Source organism: Nodosilinea sp. AN01ver1, from assembly GCF_050565655.1.
In the GTDB taxonomy this organism is placed as follows: domain Bacteria; phylum Cyanobacteriota; class Cyanobacteriia; order Phormidesmidales; family Phormidesmidaceae; genus Nodosilinea.
On record NZ_JBNXVS010000058.1, the window covers coordinates 1 to 19913 of the forward strand.

A 19913-nucleotide genomic window follows, 5' to 3' on the forward strand; every position below is an offset into this window, starting at 1 on the left:
GAACCCTGTTTCGCGTCCAAAAAAGCTCAAGCCCAGTACTATGACCGCATCTGGTTCTCTAGAATCCAATCCGTGCGCTATCAACTACCCCCTTGGGAGGCTGCATAAAGATGTGTCAGGCAGTCAGCTTCGAAGGACGTATTGGCGTAGAGGTCGTCGAGGTCTGCTTCGGTAATGGGTAGCCCCGTTCGGGCATCGATGGGGTTATGGGCCAGAATCTCTTGCTTGGTGATGCCCGTCTCGTCGAGGTTGACGCGGCTGCGCTGGAGCTGACAGGCCGCGAGGTAGCCGTCTTCCATGCCCTGGCCAATGCTGTACTCGTAGACGGGCTCGCCAAAGTAGAGCAGGTTGTCGGCGGTGATTTGCTGGTCGCGTCTCGACTCGTCGCTGTCTTCGGGGATGTCGAGCTGTCGGGGTGTTGCCGTTAGCCCCACCTGTACCGCACTGGGGTTACGGGTGAGCACCTGTGACCACTTGCCCCAGGCCGAACGATGGCACTCATCGATGACGATGTGGCTGAAGTAGTCTTCGGGGTAGTGGGTGGTCAGAAAGTTGGCATCGTCTTCGTCGCCGTCGACATCTAAGGTCTGGTACGTAGCGATGAGAATCTTGGCGTTCTTTTGGGGTTGTCTGGCTGATACCATCGCCGCATCCGCCCCAAACAGGTTTTGGAATGCCCCGGCGGCTTGGGTACGCAGCTCGTCGCGATCGCATACGAACAGGGCTCGCTTTAACAGCCCCGCATCGGCAATGCGTTTTAACAGGTTTACGGCAATAAACGTCTTACCGGCCCCCGTTGCCAGCGACAACAGCACACGGGCGGGTTCGTTCTGCCGTTCGCATCGGGCAATCTTCTCCAGGGCGGCTCGAATCGCGGCGTCCTGGTAGTACCGTCGGGTGTCTTCCCCGGTGGAGTACTTGGTCAGCAAGGGCTTGGCGGCTTCGTCATCGAGGCTGAAGCCCATCATCGTCTCGTAGCGCTGCCGTAACTCATTGGGTGTCGGGAAGGCTGACATCGGCTGCGGGGCGCTGGTGATGCCCGTAGAGCCGTCGTATTCAACGAAGAGGTGTCCGTTCGTCGAGTACACGAAGGGGATGTTGTGGAGCATACAGGCAACATAGTCGATGCCCTGCTGTAGCCCTTCCGTGGGCAGGGCGTCTTCCTGCTTAGCCTCGATGAGAGCCACGGCAACGGGTTGGGTGTCGCTACGGACGATGAGCCGCAGTACGTAATCCATCCGCCCCTTGCTGCGGCGTCGCGCTTTCTGGTTGACGACATCGATTCCACCAGGCGTCTCTTCTCGCCTGATGTTGTCTTCACTCCAGCCCCGTCGGTACAGGGCCGGGTTGATGAGTTTTGCTCGCGTGTCGGCTTCATTAAAGCCCATGGCGTGACGTTACCGAGTGCGGGTCGCTTTGAGAGGCCGAAAGCCTTTACCTAATTTGCCCTACATTCCTAATTCATGGGCAACACGACCACACCGGAGTTATTGGTTTCTTCACGTGAATCAGGTTGCCACAGGTTTGAACAAGCTACCCAGCAGCTCTTCGAGTGCTCGAAGATCCGTAAGCATAAGTTTTCCGAGTTTCTTGATCACCAGGTCTCTTTGAACCGTAGTGATTACGGGCTTGATAACCGACAGTTTTAACAGCCCCGCTGCTCGCCAATCAGAAATCATGGTTTCCCCAAATAGCAAAGGCGTTTTCACCTGACTCGTCACTGCAATCAAAATCAGGTCTGGCCGCGCTGCATTATATTCGCATGAGCTAATGATGATAGAAGGTCGCTTCTTCAGCGCGTTCTGGTTGGTAAACGGAAAGGGAACCAGCACGACCTCGCCAAACTCATAGGTCATCGTAGGCCGCATCCTCTGGGTTATCCCAGACCTCAGCAAAAGATGCTTCGGAGACTTGCGCCGCCGCCATTACCAAAGCCCCATCTTGATAGCCTTCCTGCTGCTGCCCAGGCATCTTAGCCTCAGCCCACTGGAGCAAACGGGTTGCTAAGTGAAACTGCTCTTGCCAACTCAAGCGCTGAGCCTCTTGCATAAGCTCTTGTAGCGTCATTCTGCCAATCTCCCCAAAAGCTTGAATCTATTGTGACATCAGAGACTAAGCTTCACAGAAGATACCCAGCATTTCAGGCCTCTGCCTGAAACTTAGCCTCTATCGAGCTGTCGTCCGAGATCGCGCAGCAGCAAGCTAAACACCTCCCCCTGCTCTGGCGTAATCAAAATCCCCGACTCGGGGATCGTGAACTGGCGGCTCCACTCCAGCCGCTCGGCATATTGCAGCAAATGCAGGTGGTTGATCGCCCCTCGCACCCCATCCGGCGAGCCGATCACCAGATGGCGCAATCGCTCGCGCCCCGGCTGGGCGTTGGGAGTTTCGAGGCGAAGTGGGCTTAGGTACCGGGAGCCTTCGAGGCTCCCGGTACCTGAGATATAAGACAACATTGGGCTTCCTCCAATAGAGACGGATGGGTAGGTAAGCCCAAAAACTTGGCCGCCCCAGACTGGTGCAGTTCGGGGCGGCCTGGGCAATAATAGCCCTAGCCTCCGAGACAGCTGTTCCTGTCGAAGGGGTTAGCTGCTGGTTGGTGTTGGCGCACCTTCCAGCGGCGTTTGACCAAATTTTTGGGAAGACAAGCTGCACGCACACAGCTATAGCTCAGTAATCTAGTCGATCTAATCTCCTCGTGCAAGTAAGATTCGTTACGTTATCTGCGGTAGACAGCTTAAATCTGTAGGCTGGGTGAAGCGTTAGCGGAACCTGGCAAAGCTTGCGGCTGTTGGGTTCCACTTCGTTCCACCCAACCTACAAGGCTGAGTAGTCTTTGAACCTAGCTGAGTAGTCTTTGAACCTAGCTGAGTAGTCTTTGAGCTTAGACGAGTAGTCTCCGAACCTAGCTGAGTAGTCTCTGAACCTAGTCGAGTAATCTCCGAGCTTAGTCGAGTAGTCTTTGAACCTAGTCGAGTAGCCTCCGAGCTTAGACGAGTAGTCTCTGAACCTAGTCGAGTAGTCTCTGAACCTAGTCGAGTAGTCTCTGAACCTAGTCGAGTAGTCTCTGAGCCTAGTCGAGTAGTCTCTGAGCCTAGCTGAGTAGCTTTGAGGGAACTTGTGGTCTACTAAGCATGGTCAATTCTATAGAGCCCAGATAGCGTTGGTACGAGGATGGTTGCAGATGATTGAGGGTGTTATGCCGGTGCTTCGGCAGGTGCAGCGCGTGAGCATTGTCTTGGGCTTTGGTGTGTTGGGCTCAATGTTGCCCAGCTCTCTGGCCCTTGCTGCCCTCTGCCCGGCCCAGTTGGCGACCCAGCTCAACGCCGCCCTCGACCAGGCTCCGCTGGATACGGCCTATACCGGCCTGGTGCTGCAAACCCAGGGGCAAACTCCTCGCACGCTGTACAGTCGCAACGGCGATCGCCTCTTTACCCCCGCCTCCAATATCAAGCTGTTGACCACCGCCGCTGCCGCCCACCAGCTAGGGGGCTACTATCGCCTGCGCACCTCCGTCTACGGCAGTCCCAATGCCGAGGGCATCACCGCGCTGCGGGTAGTGGGGCGGGGCGACCCCAGCCTGACCACGGCGCAGCTCGACGGTCTTGCTCAGCAGCTAGCCCAGGCTGGCGTGAAGCAGGTCAGCCGCCTGGTGATCGACGACTCCTATTTTCCTGGCTTTGCCACCAACCCCACCTGGGAGTGGGAAGACGCCCAGTGGGCCTACGCCGCCCCGGTCAACAGCCTGATTCTCAACCGCAATGCAGTGGCTTTGCAGGCGACCCCAACCCAGGTGGGCAGCCCATTGAGCCTGACCTGGCCCCAGCCGCTGCCCGCTGGCCCCTTCCCCTTAGCAAACGACACCGCCACCGTGGCGGCTGGAGCACCCGTCAATTCGCTGACGCTGTGGCGCACGGGCGATACCCCAACGGTGCGGGTGACGGGGCAGATGGTCCAGGGTAGCAGCGCGCAGACCTTTAATTTGGCAGTGCTCAACCCGGCCCAGCAGTTTGCGGCGGCGATGGAGCAGGCGCTGCGGCGACAGTCGATCGCGGTGGGGCAAACGGTGATCACCCAGAACCCAGCCCCGATCGCAGACCCGGAGCTAGCGGCGGTGGAGTCGCCCGAGGTGCGCGACCTGATGCGGGTCGCCAATCGCGACAGCGACAACCTCTACGCCGAGGCGCTGTTCAAAACTATGGGGGTAACGGCGGCGGGCAACATTGCCGAAGGGGATGATGTGGCTGAGGCCAGCCAGGCCGGGGGCGACGCGGTCAAGGCGGCTCTGGCCGAAATGGGAGTGAGTGCAGCGGCCCTGCGGCTGGCCGATGGTTCGGGGCTGTCGCGGCACAACCTGGTGTCACCCGATGCGCTGGTGGAGACTTTGCAGGTGATGACCACCCATCCCCAGGGGCGGTTTTTTCGCGAATCGCTGGCGATCGCGGGCCAGAGCGGCACCCTCAGCAACCGGCTGCGGGGCACGGTGCTGGAAGGGCGATTGCAGGGCAAGTCGGGGGCTTTGACGGGGAACGTGTCGCTGTCGGGCTACGTGCAGCCACCGAACTATGAGCCGCTGGTGTTTAGCGTGGTGATTAACCACTCCAACCAGCACGCCAGCGTGCTGCGGCAAAAAATCGACGAGCTGTTGCTGCTGGTGGCGCAGCTGCGCGAGGGTTGCTGAGGCGTGCCTATGCCCTAGTGGGGATAGCAGGGCTAAACTTCGGTGCGAAAATAGAATTCTTAGAGTAGAGATTGCCTCTGCCTCTGGTCAGCTGTTGTGAACCGATGGCGGGCTGGCGAGAGCTTTCGTCTATACTCGTTTCATTCCAGAACCGATTTGGCGATCGCGCAAGGTAGTCAGCATGGTGACGGCAAAAGAGGTGGCTACAGCTACAGAACCGGCGGCACTGCAGGTGGACGACTCGCTGCGGTTTCAGCAGTTTCAGAAGCTGCTGCGCGATCGCTGGCGCTCAACCGATGACTTTGACACCCAGGAGCGCCACATTGTGGTGGTGCCCTCCCTCAGCCTCGACCAGGAAGAGCTGCAAAAAATTGAGGGCGTCAACCACTACGAAGAGCGGCTGCTGTTTTCGCTGATTCGGCTGCGCAACCCCAATACTCACCTGGTCTACGTCACCTCTCAGCCGCTGCACCCCAGCATTGTTGACTACTACCTGGAGCTGCTGCCCGGTATTCCCAGCTCCCACGCCCGCGATCGCCTCACCCTGTTTGCCGCCTACGATGCCTCCCGCAAGCCCCTCAGCCAGAAGGTGCTAGAGCGGCCCCGTCTGCTAGAGCGCATTCGCAAAGCGGTCGACCCCCAGCATGCCTACATGACCTGCTACAACTCTACCCACTGGGAGCGCGAGCTTTCCCTGGCCCTGGGGCTGCCGCTGCTGGCGCTCGACCCTGACCTGCTGTACTGGGGCACCAAGAGCGGCAGTCGCGAAATTTTCAGGCGCTGCGGTGTGCCTCACCCAATTGGCAGCGAGCTGGTGTTTTCTGAGGCCGAGCTGGCCACCGTCACCGCCGAGGTGTGGGAGCAAGACCCCAGCCTCAAGCGGATAGTGATCAAGCTCAACGAAGGCTTTTCGGGGGAGGGCAATGCTCTGCTCGACCTCCGCAAACTAGAAGAGTATGCGCCAGGCAACGCGGAGCATGGCGATCGCGTCCGGGCGATCGCCAAATCGTTCTCCTGCCTCAGCTTTCAGTGCGATACCGAAACCTGGGAGCATTTCTCGGCCAAAATTCCGGTGCTGGGGGCGATCGCCGAAGCCTTTGTTGAGGGCGACCATAAAGAATCTCCCAGCGTGCAGGGCCGCATTACCCCCCTGGGCGAGGTCGAAATTCTCTCTACCCACGACCAGGAGCTGGGCGGCCCCGATGGCCAAATTTTTCTGGGCTGCTCCTTCCCGGCCCGGCCCGACTACCGGTTGGAGATTCAGGAGATGGGCCAGCGGATTGGCGAAGAACTGGCCCGCCAGGGTGCCCTGGAGCGCTACGGCGTCGACTTTATCGCCGTCGCCAAAGGCGACCCCGCAGCCCCCGAGTGGGATTTGCAGGCGATCGAAATCAACCTGCGCAAAGGGGGCACCACCCACCCGCTGATGGCGATGAAAATGCTCACCGAGGGGCAGTTTCACCAGGCCGATGGGCTGTTTTACACCAAGCAGGAACAGGTGCGCTACTACCGCGCCTCCGACAACCTGCAAAAGCCCCAGTACCAGGGCCTGCTGCCCAGCGACTTGATGGATATCATCGTCACCAAGCAGCTTCACTTTAACTCCATCAGCGGTGTGGGAGCGGCCTTTCACCTGATGGGCTGCCTGTCGGAGTACGGCAAAGTGGGCCTCACCTGCATCGGCACCAGCCCCGACCACGCCCGCGAAATCTACGACCAGGTGGTGGCTGCCCTAGATGAATCAACTCAAGCCTGAACCTATCTGCCAAGGCTGATTTAATCTTTGCGTCCTGCTTCAATCTGAGCGACACGGGCTGAGTCTGGCTTAGGCAGCTCCGGCTAGATAGCGTATGCCAATCGTCCCTGCGGTCAGCAGCAGCACCACCGATAACAGCCCCAGTCGGTCCCCGAGCGAAGCCAATACCTGAGCGAAGTCGTTGACGAAGCCGCTCCAAAGAAGCCAACTGGCATCGCTATAGCTCTCAGCTGACTAAAAGATTCAGGCTGAGTTGACACAGCTTTGGCACAGCTTTGCTATATCCAAACTTAAAAATAAGACCAGAAATCCTCCAGCTTTCTAGAAACCTAATGTTTCCATTCGCATTCTGCGCAGGTCATCAAAGAAGCCGAGTTCTTTGGGGCTCGATTTTTTAGAGGCCTGAACGATTGCTGAACGGCTCCTCTACCAGACCAAGAAAAGCTTTAGAAACAGTCAGACTGACTTGCTCATGCAACTAAGGCGATCGCCATATAGCGCATCTTTAAGGTTTCTTGGAGCCAACCTTATGTCCCTACAGTCAGGCTTAAGTCATTAAGTAATTATTCTTATTTTGCAAGGCCCACAGTAATGATAATTGACGCGCGCGCGCTATCGGCAAATCATACTTTGAAAACTGATATCTGTATTATTGGATCTGGTCCCGCAGGAATAACGCTGGCCAGGGAGTTTATTGGTTCAAACAACCAAGTCTGCTTGCTGGAGAGCGGCGGTATTAGCCAAGATCTAGACATTCAAGACCTTAGCGATGGTGATATTATTGGGGAAAAATTTCTGCCCCTAAAAGCTATCCGAAATCGACAGTTTGGCGGCAATTCCAATGTCTGGGCTATCAAGCTAGGGCGTCAGGACGATAGACAATGGAAAATCGGGGTTCGCTACGTTCCTCTAGACGATATCGATTTTGTTCAGAGAGACTGGGTGCCCCACAGCGGCTGGCCCATTTGTTATAAAGACTTAATTCCGTATTACGAAAAAGCCCAGCAGGTTGCTCACTCTGGGCCATTTGACTACAGTGCTGAGCCTTGGTCAGATGCTCAAGCAAAACCTTTTGATTTTACTCAAAATACTTTTACCTCAAAAGTTTTTCAGTTTGGTGAACGAGCCATATTTTACCAAAACTATCTTGCCGAGTTAAGCTCTGCACCCAATGTCGATGTCTATCTCTACGCAACGGCTGTTGAGCTAGATATTCCCCAAGAAAATAAAGCCGTACGGAGGGTTCGCGTCAGCAACCTGACCGGAAAAAGCTACTGGATAGAGGCTAAAACCTTTGTTTTAGCCACAGGAGGCGTTGAGAATGCCCGGCTGATGCTAGCGTCCAATCAGCGTCAATCGTGCGGTGTGGGTAACGAAAATGACTTAGTCGGTCGCTTCTTTATGGACCACCCCATGCTAGATATTGGGCAGCTTTTACCAGGCCCAAAAGGGGGCTTTGCTCAAGCTGCTTTCTATGACCTCCGGCGAGTTCAGGGTAGCCCTGTAATGGGGCATATTACTCTGTCTAAAGAAATCATGGCCGAGCAAGCGCTACCCAACAATGCTGTAGTGTTGCTCCCCCGCCCCAGTAGGCGACAGACCCAGGCCGTACTCGCGCTGAAAGAGCTAGCCGAGCAGGGCTATCTCAAGCATCCTACCCCTGAGCATTGGCCTGCGATCGCTCAAAAGCTGCTCAAGGTAGCCGGGGGAGTAGACTACATCGCTCGTGCCGCCTACGACGCTCGCAAATACGATCAATCTCTCCTCCACGGCCTGGGACGAGGTGGATGGTCGGAGAGCCCTCAAATCTATAATCGCTTCAAGTCTTACGAGGTTTTACTCGTTACCGAACAAGTTCCGGATCCAGACAATCGAGTGCAACTCGGCCGCAGTCTTGATCCGCTGGGTATGCCTCGGGTAGAGCTAGACTGGCACTGGGGAAGATTCAATCGCGATAGTGCCAAGCGAACCCAAGATCTATTTGCAGCGGCAGTAGAAAAGTCAGGGCTAGGACGGTTTGTCAGCCACTTTGGCGACAAAGAACTCGCCATGCCAGGGGCTGCAGGGATAGCGCACCATATGGGTACAACCCGCATGAGCTCCAACCCCAGTCAGGGCGTTGTTAACGAAAACTGCCAAGTGCACTCAGTGCCCAACCTCTACGTGGCCAGCAGTTCCGCATTTCCCACAGGAGGATATGCAAATCCCACCCTGACAATATTGGCGCTAACATTACGCCTCGCTGATCACCTGAAAAAAACGCTTCCTCAAGAAGCGGTTGTTAATCAAAATAGCCCAGGTTCCTAACTCCCGTAGCCTTCTTATAGCGGTGCGTAGGTGAAGGCAAGCACAGTAACAACAACAGGTGAAGTGGCGTGCATCCCGCAGGGTAATCAGACTGAGTCCATCGGCGATTCACCTCCGGTGAGGTTTTGCCAGTGCTGCCCAAGTTCGCGCCTCCACGGTCCTCACGCGGCTCTTCAATTTCGCCACGGATTTTCAACCAAATTGAAATCCGGCGAATAAGACAATAGATAAACGCTATGGCTTGCCAGTAGCCATAGCGCTACCGTTGTCTCACTCGATGGTCGACGTCACTGGCCTTGAGACTCTTTTATGTCATACCCGGTTTGCTGTGGATGTGACTGATGGTGCTGCCGCTCACTGGGTCGTTGTTCGCGTTGCTAAGCGCTGGGCTAGCTAGCTAAGGTTGCATCGTTGTCCCCTTCTGCCAACTCCCGCAACGCCTCGTGATGAGTGGCTTAAAGCGCTGGTTAAGGGTCTCCCCTCTAGGATGGCGGGGCGATGCTAGCAATGGCTCAACACTGTTTAAGCAGACACCGAACGCTATCTCGGCTCCCTTGAAAGCGCTTAGCTATAGCCATCGCCAGGCCGGTTAGGGCATTCTAGAGTTTCTGGAGCGATGGCTATGCTCCAGTTCGCCGCCCGAGTTTTCGCTAGTGTCGTTTACCAATGTCCTAAGCGAACTAGCCCACACGATAAGTTGCCAAATTGCCCCTTCCCTCGCTCGTCAAGAGTGCCGATGCAGCGACGTTAACTGGCAGAGTGGGGACGCACAGGAAATCTAGCAGTACAGATGAGTGGGCTGTACAGGCTTGCACACCGCTCTGGGGAACGTAAACAGGCGGAATTGTCTGTTGGGGGTACTGTACTACACTGGGTCGCCTCTGCGCCAAACCGGTCCTTATCCAGCGGGCGTTTGCAATAGTTGCAGTCAGCGAAAGAAGCCGATTTACGTTTGATGCTTCAGATTCTGTCAACAGAAGTGTGACAAAAGCTTACAAAAAACGTTTTGCCTTTAGACGTTCTGAGTGCCATGCACTATGTGCCAGATGCGGATCGTAGCTATAGAAGTTTGTCTCAATCGATTGGGTACTCTAGCATTTGTCAGTAAGGTTATTGATTTGATATCTCCGTTCAACCAAAGTATAAACATTATTGATACGATTCAAAGCAACAATCTTATCTATTAGCAGAAGTCGCTAATGTCTTGCAGGAAAGAGATACAGTAATGGCAAAAATTCTAGTTATCGAAGACACTCAAGATCTCCGAGAAGGCATTATCCAGTCCTTAAACTGCCTCGGTTTTGAGACAATTGGGGCAGAAAACGGTAAAACTGGAATTCAACTGGCAAAAATGCACTTTCCAGACCTGATTGTGTGCGACATTATGATGCCAGAAGTAGACGGCTATGAGGTCTACAAAACCTTGCATCAAGATCCAGACATGATGGTTATCCCGTTTATCTTTCTGTCAGCTAAGGCTGACAGAACTGATATTCGTAAAGGAATGAACCTGGGTGCCGACGACTATCTTGCCAAGCCGTTTACGACAGCTGAACTGGCAGATACAATTACAAGTCGATTGCGTAAAAAAAGCACAATTGTTGATCCTTACATTGCGGAAATGAAGGACGCAACCAACCAAATTAGTGCCCTAGCGTATCAGGACGCATTGACTAAGCTGCCCAACCGTATTTTGCTGTATCAAAAATTTAAGCAAGCTCTAGAGACAGCAAAAAAACGGCAGCAGGCAATGGCAGTTTTATGTATAAATCTACATCAGTTTAAGTCCGTCAATAATACATTTGGATACTCGACGGGAGACTTATTGCTGCAAGCCATAGCTGAACGACTGACTAAACTATCAGGGCCAGAAAATATAGTTGCTCGCATTAATGCTGACGCATTTAGCGTGATTTTGGTTGATGTATCAGACAAGGATTTTGTTGAGAATCAGGCCAGAGCTATTCTCAACGGTCTTGCTCAGCCCTACTGGCTCAATGGCCATAAGATTTTAGTACAGGCTAATATTGGCATTTCTCTCTATCCAAGCGATCAAAGTGACTTTGGCAAACTGTTAAGCCATGCCGAAATGGCTATGGGTTTTGCTAAGCAATCTCCAAAAGACAGCTATCATTTCTTTCAGGTAGAAATGGAAGCCAAGTCTATGCAGAACAGCTTAATAGAGAAAGGATTAACTGTTGCTCTAGACAATTCTGAATTCCAAATTTTTTATCAGCCTAAAATCAATTTAATTACCGGGCGTATCATGGGAGCCGAAGCTCTATTGCGGTGGCACCATCCTGAGTTGGGGATGGTTGACCCAAATGTCTTTATTCCGATCGCAGAAAAAACAGGCCACATTGTTGAAATTGGCAACTGGGTCTTAAAAACTGTTTGCTCTCAAACTCAGATCTGGCAAGATCTTCACCCCATTCCCTTCAAAGTCTCCGTAAATTTGTCAGCATTTCAGCTCAGGCAAGAAGGTCTGGTTCAAACTATCTCACAAATCTTAAATCAAACTCAGCTCGACCCAAACTGCTTGGAGCTAGAGCTTACTGAAACCAGTTTAATGGAGGACGTAGAATCTGCGATCGCCATACTAGAAGAATTAAAGGCCGTGGGAATTAAGATATCCCTTGACGACTTCGGCACCGGCTATTCGTCCCTCAATTACCTCAAGCGTCTACCGCTTGACATTCTAAAGATCGATCGATCCTTCATCAAGGATATTTTTCACGCTCCTCAAAATGCCACAATTGTTACAACAATAATTGCGATGGCTCGAGGCCTAAAGTTACGCGTTATCGCTGAAGGTGTGGAGACGCAAGAACAGTTTAATTTTTTGCGAGAGCAAGGTTGTCAGGCAATCCAAGGCTACTTATTCAGCCCAGCTGTTCCGGCAGAGCAGTTTGAAGCCTTCTTGGCCGAAGATAAGCGTCTATAGCAAGCTAAATAATATTTTTTGCTTGTGGTTCAAAACAAGAGCAGAATCAAATGAGAATTGCCCCTCTCCCAGAAAACGAAGCAGAAAGACTAAGAATCTTACATAGTCTGAGCATTCTCGATACTGCTCCTGAAGACATTTTTGATGATTTAACTCGCCTGGCTTCTCAAATTTGTGGCACTCCGATTGCTCTGGTTAGCTTAATCGATGCCGATCGCCAGTGGTTTAAGTCTAGTATTGGCATGACTATAACCGAGACTTCTCGCGATATAGCCTTTTGCTCCCACGCCATTCTACAAACGGATTTGTTTTTAGTACTCGACACATCCATTGACGAACGTTTTTTTGATAATCCTTTAGTATCCGGTGAGCCACATATCCGATTTTATGCGGGTACTCCGCTAATTACTTCCGAGGGCGCTGCGATTGGTACCCTTTGCATTTTAGATCAGAAACCACGCCAGTTGAGCGCTGAGCAAGCAGAAAGCTTGAAGATTATTACCCGCCAGGTAGTAAGGCAAATTGAACAACGACGCGATTTGGCAAGTCTGGCTCAAATCAGCCTGGAGATTCATCAGATTGGAGAGAAGCTACGCCTTAGTCAAGAACGATTTGAACTAGCGATTCTGGGCTCTAGCGGAGGAATATGGGATTGGAATATGAAGACCAAAGAAGTCTTCTTCTCCCCTCGCTGGAAGAGCATTTTGGGCTACGAAGATCATGAAATATCCAACAATCTGGAAGAGTGGTCTCAGCGACTGCATCCTGAAGATGTTCAATACGTACAAAATGCCCTGGCTGCCTATCTGAAACGTGAGATTACAGCCTATGACCTGGAATATCGACTGCAGCATAAAGATGGGACTTACCGCTGGATTTTATCTCGCTCCGTTGCCCTTTGGGACGATCAGGGTAAGCCTTACCGGATGGCCGGTTCTCACATTGACATTACAGACCGCAAGCAGGCGGAAGAGATTGTTGAAAAAGCACTTCAGAAGGAACGAGAACTAAGCGAACTAAAAACTCGCTTCATTTCTATGGCATCCCATGAATTTCGCACTCCTCTGACCAGTATTATTCTCTATGCCGAACTTCTCAAGAACTACAGTCATACCTGGGATAAAAAAGAGAAGGATGAAACTTTTCAGCGAATTCACGATGCAGTTCAAACCATGACAGAACTCATGGATGGAGTTTTAGCCGTTGGTCATATAGAAGAAGGCAAGCAGGCTCTTAAGCCTACGCTGCTCAATTTTTCACATCTGGTTCAAGATGTCATAGAGCAGACAAAGCTTCTTTCTCAAACCCAGTGCAGCATCTTGTTTGATGCCTACCCAGAAGATATTAGCGTTGTTTTAGATGAAACAATTGCTCGACAAATTTTGAGCAATTTAGTCTTTAACGCAATTAAATATTCTCCTGATGGAGGTGATGTAAAAGTTTCATGCTGCCAGCGGGGAAACAGCCTATCTCTGAAAGTTCAGGATCAGGGTATTGGCATTCCTCAAGAGAACCAGGAGAACATATTTGAGCCGTTCTATCGAGCCAAAAATGTTGATTGTATTGCGGGAACTGGGCTGGGTTTAGCCATTGTAAAGCAGGGGGTCGATGCCCATCGAGGCACCATCTCTGTAGAGAGCGAGATTGGCAAGGGAACAACGTTCACGCTTATATTCCCCTGCGATGCTGAACATTTGCAGGCATCTTAGCTCGAGATCAGCCGACTATCTTTAGTCTGTTGTGCCTCAATTTGAGCTGCATTAACGACGGTCGGTAATGCAGCTCAAATTGAGGCACAACGAATCTCTAACCTAAGCTCTTACGCCTGCCCTCCATCACCCACGATCGCTCGCATGCCCTCTAGAGTGCCGGGAATACTGCGGGGGTCCATAAACATCACCTTGCTGCTGTCGCTGCTGCCGATTTTCAGCCCCATCTCCATGTAGTGCTGAGCAATTAGAAACTGTAGCGCCTCACGGGTGCCGGGGTCGGCGGCGAGGGTTTTGGCGATTACCTGCATGGCCTCGGCGGTTCCCTGAGCCTGTAGCAGCTGCTCCTGACGAAGGGCTTGGGCTTTCAGCACAATAGTTTTTTGCTGGGCTTCGGCATCCAAAATTGCCGCTTTTTGCCGCGCTTCGGCATCGAGCACCGCCGACTCGGCCCGGCCTTTGGCGCTATTCACCGCCGACTCGCGCTCGCCTTCAGAGGTCAGCACGGCAGCCCGCTTCTTGCGCTCGGCGGCCATTTGCAGCTCCATTGAGTCTTGCACGGCCTTGGAGGGGACGATGTCGCGCAGCTCAACGCGGGTGACCTTCACGCCCCAGGGGTCGGTCGAGATATCCAGCTCGCGCAGCAGCAGTTCGTTAATTTCAGAGCGGGCGGTAAAGGTTTGATCGAGTTCGAGTTGGCCCATCTCCGAGCGAATCTGGGTGAGCACCAGGTTGACCATCGCCGACTGGAGGTTTTCGACCTTGTAGTAGGCCTTTTCCATATCGACGATGCGCCAGTACACCACGGCATCGACCGTGATCGACACGTTGTCGCGGGTGATGCACTGCTGGGGCGGAATGTCGAGCACCCGCTCGCGGATGGTTTGCTTAAATACCACCTTGTCGAGAAAGGGCACCAAGAAATTGAGGCCGGGGGTGAGTTTTTTGCCGTTGTACTTGCCCAGGGTTTCGACCAGGGCCTCGTCGCTTTGGTTAATGATTTTGACGGAGCTAGCGGCGATCGACCCGCCGAAAATCAGCACGATTAAAAAACTAAAAAAGCCGCCCATAAGTATAAGTCCTTAGCAATGTTGCGGTAAAACGGTTGCGATCGAAATGCGGTAGCGAGAAGCGGTCCTTGCCGTCTACGCCCTCAGTGCGCTTTCGGGGATGACGTAGAGCGTATTGCCCTTGCGACTGACGACGACCACCGGCTGATCGGCCCCAATGGTGATAGTTTCATCGTCGCAGCGGGCCTGCCAGGAGTTGCCTTCGTAGATTACCCGGCCAGTCTTGCCGGGAGCGATCGCGGTCAGAGTACGAGCTTCGGTAGACTCCTGCAAACTGTAGGGCGTGCGCTTGGGCACAAACCGCCGCAGCAGAAAGATAAATACCAGCGACAGCGCCACCCAGAGCACAATCTGGAGGCTAAAGATCGGCACCGCCAGGGCAAAAAAGGCCACTATAAACGCGCTGATGCCCAGGGTCGACTCGACAAAACCCGTGGGCAAAAACAGCTCCATCAGGCAAAAGACGGCCCCCAGAATGGCCCAAAACAAGGGAAAGTTCATGGCAACCCGGTAGAGAAACGGAGGCGCTACCAAGGACAACTTCAAGTCGGGTCAGTCCGATTCCAGATTGTCCGTCACAAAGTTTCGCTATCCTCCTAGGATTAATCTATCTTTAGGGTCGAGCCCAATGGGGGCTTGATTACGTTGTTTTAAGAGAATCCCGGCGTTGAATTGTGCCGATCGCCCTATGAACCGTGTAGAACGCCGTCCCGCTCGCTATAAGCCCTACCTGTGGGCTGTCGGCACCGACCTGGAAACCCTGCCGATAGACGAGCTAGTGGGCCAGCGTTATCGGGTAGTGGCCCCGCGCATTTGGCTCGACACGCAGCCCGACCAGCGCCCCAGCGATCCAGATGCCTTTCCTGCCGAGGCTATACCCTACCTGCGGGCTCACTCTCACCGACTGCACGTGCCTGGGCTCTATGGCGTGCTAGAGCGCACGGGGGCACCGCCCATTTTGCTGCTAGAGAATGCCCCCATTCATCCCCAGGCGGGGGCGCTGCTGCCGGAGCTGGAGGCGGGGCTGTTTAGCGCCTCACCGCTGCGTCAGGCCAACTGGCTGTGGCAGCTGTGGCAGCTGTGGGGCACCCTCGGTGAACTAGGGCTGGCGCATAGTTTGCGACGGCCCGGCAATCTGCGGGTCGACGGTTGGCGGCTGCGGCTGCTAGAGCTGATGCCCGACGGGGAGCTAGAACCCCCAGGGCTAGCGGATTTGGCGGAGCTGTGGCGATCGCTGCTCTCCCCCCTGCACCTGGCGATCTCAGAACCGCTGCGGGCGATCGTCAACCAAATCGACGCGGGCACCCTCGACCCAGTCACCCTTGACCTCGAACTCAACCAAATTTTGCTGCGCCAGGCGGCTACGGTCTCCACCCGCATTGCCCTGGCGGGGGCCACCGCCCAGGGACCAACCCAGCCCCGCAACGAAGACGCCTGCTGGCCCCAGGGTGTTCAGAGCGAGGCCGCTGGTCTACAGGTAGCGATCGTGTGCGACGGCGTGGGGGGCCACGACGGCGGCGAAATCGCCAGCCAGCTAACCGTGCAGTCGCTGCAAATTCAGCTCCAGGCGCTGCTGGCCGAGGCCCAAAACGAGCTGCGGGTGCTGCCGCCGCAAATTATTGTTCAACAGCTTGAGGCCGTCATTCGCATTGTCAACGAGCTGATCAACTTTCAAAACGACAACCGGGGCCGGGTGGGCCGCCAGCGCATGGGCACCACCCTGGTGATGGCGGTGGTCATTCCCCAGCGGGTGCAGACCGAGCAGGGCTGGGAGCGGGTCAACGAAGTGTACCTGGCCCACGTAGGCGACAGCCGCGCCTACTGGATTACCCCCGACTACTGCCACCCGCTCACGGTAGATGACGACATTGCCGGGCGCGAGGTGATAGCCTGCCGCCAGAGCTGGCCCGTGGCCCAGGAGCGCAGCGACGCCGGAGCGCTCACCCAGGCCCTGGGCACCCGCAGCGGCGAGCACCTAACTCCCCACATTCAACGCTTTGTGTTTGATGAAACGGGCATTTTGCTGCTCTGCTCCGATGGCCTCAGCGACAACTACCGCATCGAAGACGCCTGGGCCAACTACATCGGCCTAATTATTAAAGACATCGTTACTCTCGACTCGGCGGTGGCTTCGTGGATTGAGCTGGCTAACCAAAAGAATGGTCACGACAACACCACCGTGGTGCTGATGCAGCACAAACTCCTGACTCCCTCTGCGGGGTCGGGCGATCAGGGCATTCCGGCTGGGACCGAGTCAGAATCGGTGCCACCAGCGGGGGCTAAGCTCTATGGCGAAAGCTCGCCCCAGGAAGAGTTTGTAGCGGCTCCAGCGGCACCGGCACCGCCGCGGGGCATACCGCGCTGGATACTGGCGGTGTCGGGTTCGTTACTGCTGGTGGGCCTGCTGGGCTGGTGGCTGGCCAGCCGATCGCCCGATGTGCCTGAGCCACCGACTTCGCCGCCTGCCGCCCCGGCTCCTTAGGTAGAGTGGGTGGGTAGATGGGTGGGCGTGGCGATGGGGATGTTGACGGATACGTTTACCAATTCCTGGTCTGATGCGGCACAGTCGGCGCTGCTGAGGCCGGTGCAAAACTGGTTGGTAGAGCATCCTGTCATGGGCTGGCTGGTGGGGCATCCGCTGTGGACGCTGGGGCTGTCGGTAATCGGTCTGCTGCTGTTTGCAGGGCTGTGGAGCGCGATCGCCCGCCTGACCGAAGGCTTTTGGCTGGCTCTGGTGCGATTGCCTTTTCAGCTCAGCGGCTGGATTTTTGGCGCTGTGTCGGGGCTGCTGGTGCGGCAGTGGGCAAAGCCACCCACACCAGGGGATGGGGGCGATCGCCTGAAGGAAATTGTTGCCCGACTAGAAACGTTGCAGACCGAGCAAGAAGCCCTGCTGGGGGAGATGCGGGAGCTGTTGGGGACGCGGGGAGGCGAGGGATGAGGGGATGGTCCCTGAGCGGAGTCGAAGGGGTGAAGATAGATGAGTTCAAAATTCAAAATTGAGAATTCAAAATTTTGCCCTTTGCCTTTTGAATTTTGCACTTTGAACCCAGTGGGAATGTAACCATGGAGCGTCTGCCTAAAAGGTAGGGAAGGGCCGGGTCGATGTTTTTGTTTTTGTCTAAGCTGCTGCCGCTGCTGCTCTATCCGCTGGGGCTGGCCTGTGTACTGCTGATGGCGGCGCTGGTGTTGATTAGGCGGCGGCCTGGGTGGGCGACGGGGGCGATCGCCCTAGCTCTGGCCCTACTGCTGGTGAGCAGCAACAACTGGGTGGCGACGAGGGTGATGCGATCGCTGGAGTGGCGCTACCAAGACACGCTGAATTTGCCCGAGGCGGAGGCGATCGTGGTGCTGGGCGGGTCGATTAAGCCGCAGCTGCCGCCGCGACCGTGGGTTGATGTGGCGGAGGAGGGCGATCGCGTGCTGCACGGGGCGCGGCTGTACCTGGCTGGCAAAGCCCCGCTGCTGGTGTTTAGCGGTGGCCGCATTACCTGGGGGCAGGGCCAGAGCCGCTCTGAGGCCGCCGACATGGCTGAGTTGGCGGCGGCCCTGGGCGTGCCTACTAGCGCTATGCTGATCGAACCAAATTCGCTCAACACCTTTGAGAATGCGGCCTACACGCAGGTTTTGCTGAATGACCTGGGCATCGAGCGCATTCTGCTGGTGACCTCGGCCATGCACATGCCCAGGGCGCTGGCCATCTTTAAAAAGCAGGGGTTTGAGACCATTCCGGCCCCGACCGACTTTCACGTAGTTCGCGACCCCGCAGACCCTACGCTAACCACCTGGCAGGGACGTGCCCTGAGCCTGATGCCGCAGTCCGAAAACCTGCACTATCTCAGCCGTGCTTTAAAGGAATACCTAGGCACTGGCATTTACCGACTCAAAGGCTGGCTCTAGTACAGCAGAGCAGAAATAAGCCTGCCGTTCAGAATGGCTTGCAACACTGACGCACTGGCGATTTTGCATTTTGAACTTCACATTTTGAACGTTGCATTTTGAATTCACGTAGCGTTACTCGGCCACAGTTTCTGCCCTCCGATAGGTGTCATTTACCAAGTGGATTGGTAACGTTTGCCTGTTTGTTTAGCCGGTATTGTGGCCTTCTTCATGTCCTATGTCGCTCCACCCTTGCTTCACCAGCAGCTGTTTTCCCTCGATCACGCCGCCTGGGTTGACCTGCTCGCCACCACCGAAAATCTGCTCATCATTCAAGACCTAGACGGGGTGTGCATGGGGCTGGTTAAAGACCCCCTCGATCGCGTGGTTGAGATTGGCTATCTGGAGGCGACCCAGCGGTTTGACAGTCACTTCTATGTGCTGACCAACGGCGAGCACACGGGCAAGCGGGGCATGAATGGCATCATCGAGCGATCGCTGGGCGGGGCAGAGCTGGCCCAGCTGGGTCGCTACTATCTACCAGGGCTGGCGGCGGGGGGTGTGCAGTGGCAAACCCGTGCGGGCGACATTTCCCATCCAGGGGTGAGCGAGGTGGAGCTAGCTTTTTTGGCGGCGGTGCCTGCAAAGATGGGCGATCGCCTGCGCCATTTCTTCAAGCAGCATCCCAGCGCTCTGCCTGCCCCTGACCTGGAGCAGGCCATTCAGGCCTCGGTGCTAGATAATATGGCCTCGCCCACCGCCAACCTCAACACGTTCCACGGGCTGCTGTCCGATCAGCCTGAGGTGTACGTCGCTTTACAGCAGGCTATGCAGGAGCTAATGGAAGACCTGCTGCGCGATGCAGCCAGCCAGGGACTAAACGGCTCATTTTTTGTGCACTACGCCCCCAACCACGGGCGCGGTCCCGACGGCACAGAAATTCTCTGGTTTGGCCAGGGCGGCGAGTCGGGCACTACCGATTTTCAGTTCATGCTGCGGGGGGCGATTAAAGAAGCGGGGGTGCTGGCGCTGCTCAACCGCTACTACGCGGCTAGAACGGGAAGCTATCCCCTGGGCGAAGATTTTAGCGTGCGCCAGGCTCCCCACAGCCACAGCGAACTGTTGGACCTGGTGAATCAAAACTTTGACCCGGCCCTGATGCCGACGCTGGTGGGTGTAGGCGATACGGTGACGAGCGTAGTGGTGACCGAAGACGGGCAGCCAGTGGCGAAGCGGGGCGGCAGCGATCGCAACTTTCTGCACCTGATCCAGGCGATCGGCCAGCAGTTTGGCACCGGCAACCTGGTCACCTACGTCGACAGCAGCGGCGGCGAACTCAAAAACCGCAAGGCTCTCAGAATGGAGGATCGCAGGGGCACTAGCGTAGTGGTCGAAGGCCCAGGCGACGCCCGCGACGGTGACGATCCGCTGGTGCTCAACGTGGTGTTTCCGGGCGGCTATCGGCAGTACTGCCAGGCCTTTCAAACCGCAGCGGCCCGACGACCATTAACAATCAAACAATCTGAGACAATGACCCTGGCAAATCATTCAGAAAGCTAGGGATCAA

15 protein-coding genes are annotated in these 19913 nt (G+C 55.2%); 9 read left to right on the forward strand and 6 right to left on the reverse strand.

Translation table 11 applies throughout. The features are described 5' to 3' along the window. Positions 1-80 precede the first annotated feature (80 nt). The 4 genes from ACQ4N7_RS26755 to ACQ4N7_RS26770 form a co-directional block, all read right to left on the reverse strand. Positions 81-1388, reverse strand: coding sequence for a DEAD/DEAH box helicase family protein (locus ACQ4N7_RS26755; RefSeq protein ID WP_430714492.1), 1308 nt, complete (start codon positions 1386-1388; stop codon positions 81-83). A gap of 120 nt (positions 1389-1508) precedes the next feature. Beyond that, a complete protein-coding gene (locus ACQ4N7_RS26760) occupies positions 1509-1856 on the reverse strand; it encodes a type II toxin-antitoxin system PemK/MazF family toxin (RefSeq protein WP_430714493.1) in 348 nt (115 codons plus the stop codon). Continuing rightward, a complete protein-coding gene (locus tag ACQ4N7_RS26765) occupies positions 1846-2067 on the reverse strand; it encodes a hypothetical protein (RefSeq protein ID WP_430714494.1) in 222 nt (73 codons plus the stop codon). Before ACQ4N7_RS26765 ends, ACQ4N7_RS26760 begins: the two co-directional genes overlap by 11 nt. Before the next feature lie 92 nt (positions 2068-2159). Continuing rightward, on the reverse strand, positions 2160-2456 hold the full coding sequence (locus tag ACQ4N7_RS26770; RefSeq protein ID WP_430714495.1) for a hypothetical protein: 297 nt from the start codon (positions 2454-2456) through the stop codon (positions 2160-2162). Positions 2457-3184: 728 nt separating this feature from the next. Between ACQ4N7_RS26770 and dacB the strand changes: the two genes are divergently transcribed. The 5 genes from dacB (at position 3185) to ACQ4N7_RS26795 (ending at position 13397) form a co-directional block, all read left to right on the forward strand. Then, positions 3185-4681 (forward strand): D-alanyl-D-alanine carboxypeptidase/D-alanyl-D-alanine endopeptidase, encoded by a 1497-nt coding sequence (gene dacB, locus ACQ4N7_RS26775; RefSeq protein ID WP_430714496.1) that lies wholly within the window; start codon positions 3185-3187, stop codon positions 4679-4681. Positions 4682-4862: 181 nt separating this feature from the next. After that, positions 4863-6437, forward strand: a complete 1575-nt coding sequence (locus tag ACQ4N7_RS26780) for a peptide ligase PGM1-related protein (protein ID WP_430714497.1) — start codon at positions 4863-4865, stop codon at positions 6435-6437. 591 nt (positions 6438-7028) lie between these two features. Then, positions 7029-8744: a GMC oxidoreductase gene (locus tag ACQ4N7_RS26785; protein ID WP_430714498.1), complete on the forward strand. Its 1716-nt coding sequence runs from the start codon at positions 7029-7031 to the stop codon at positions 8742-8744. A gap of 1225 nt (positions 8745-9969) precedes the next feature. Beyond that, positions 9970-11688, forward strand: a complete 1719-nt coding sequence (locus ACQ4N7_RS26790; protein ID WP_430714499.1) for an EAL domain-containing response regulator — start codon at positions 9970-9972, stop codon at positions 11686-11688. Positions 11689-11738: 50 nt separating this feature from the next. Continuing rightward, complete coding sequence (locus ACQ4N7_RS26795; protein WP_430714500.1) at positions 11739-13397, forward strand: ATP-binding protein; 1659 nt, start codon at positions 11739-11741, stop codon at positions 13395-13397. Between the two features lie 110 nt (positions 13398-13507). Here the strand turns inward: ACQ4N7_RS26795 and ACQ4N7_RS26800 are convergent, their stop codons facing one another. Then, positions 13508-14467: an SPFH domain-containing protein gene (locus ACQ4N7_RS26800; RefSeq protein WP_430714501.1), complete on the reverse strand. Its 960-nt coding sequence runs from the start codon at positions 14465-14467 to the stop codon at positions 13508-13510. 75 nt (positions 14468-14542) lie between these two features. Then, positions 14543-14968, reverse strand: a complete 426-nt coding sequence (locus ACQ4N7_RS26805) for an NfeD family protein (RefSeq protein ID WP_430714502.1) — start codon at positions 14966-14968, stop codon at positions 14543-14545. 187 nt (positions 14969-15155) lie between these two features. Between ACQ4N7_RS26805 and ACQ4N7_RS26810 the strand changes: the two genes are divergently transcribed. The 4 genes from ACQ4N7_RS26810 to stpA all read left to right on the forward strand — a co-directional run bounded on the left by ACQ4N7_RS26810 (position 15156) and on the right by stpA (position 19906). Beyond that, a complete protein-coding gene (locus ACQ4N7_RS26810) occupies positions 15156-16949 on the forward strand; it encodes a protein phosphatase 2C domain-containing protein (RefSeq protein ID WP_430714503.1) in 1794 nt (597 codons plus the stop codon). 39 nt (positions 16950-16988) lie between these two features. Continuing rightward, the gene (locus ACQ4N7_RS26815; protein WP_430714504.1) at positions 16989-17408 is read left to right on the forward strand and encodes a hypothetical protein; all 420 of its coding nucleotides are present in this window, start codon (positions 16989-16991) and stop codon (positions 17406-17408) included. A 164-nt stretch (positions 17409-17572) separates the two neighbouring features. Then, positions 17573-18367 (forward strand): YdcF family protein, encoded by a 795-nt coding sequence (locus ACQ4N7_RS26820; RefSeq protein WP_430714505.1) that lies wholly within the window; start codon positions 17573-17575, stop codon positions 18365-18367. 210 nt (positions 18368-18577) lie between these two features. Beyond that, positions 18578-19906 (forward strand): glucosylglycerol 3-phosphatase, encoded by a 1329-nt coding sequence (stpA, locus tag ACQ4N7_RS26825; protein ID WP_430714515.1) that lies wholly within the window; start codon positions 18578-18580, stop codon positions 19904-19906. Positions 19907-19913 lie beyond the last annotated feature (7 nt).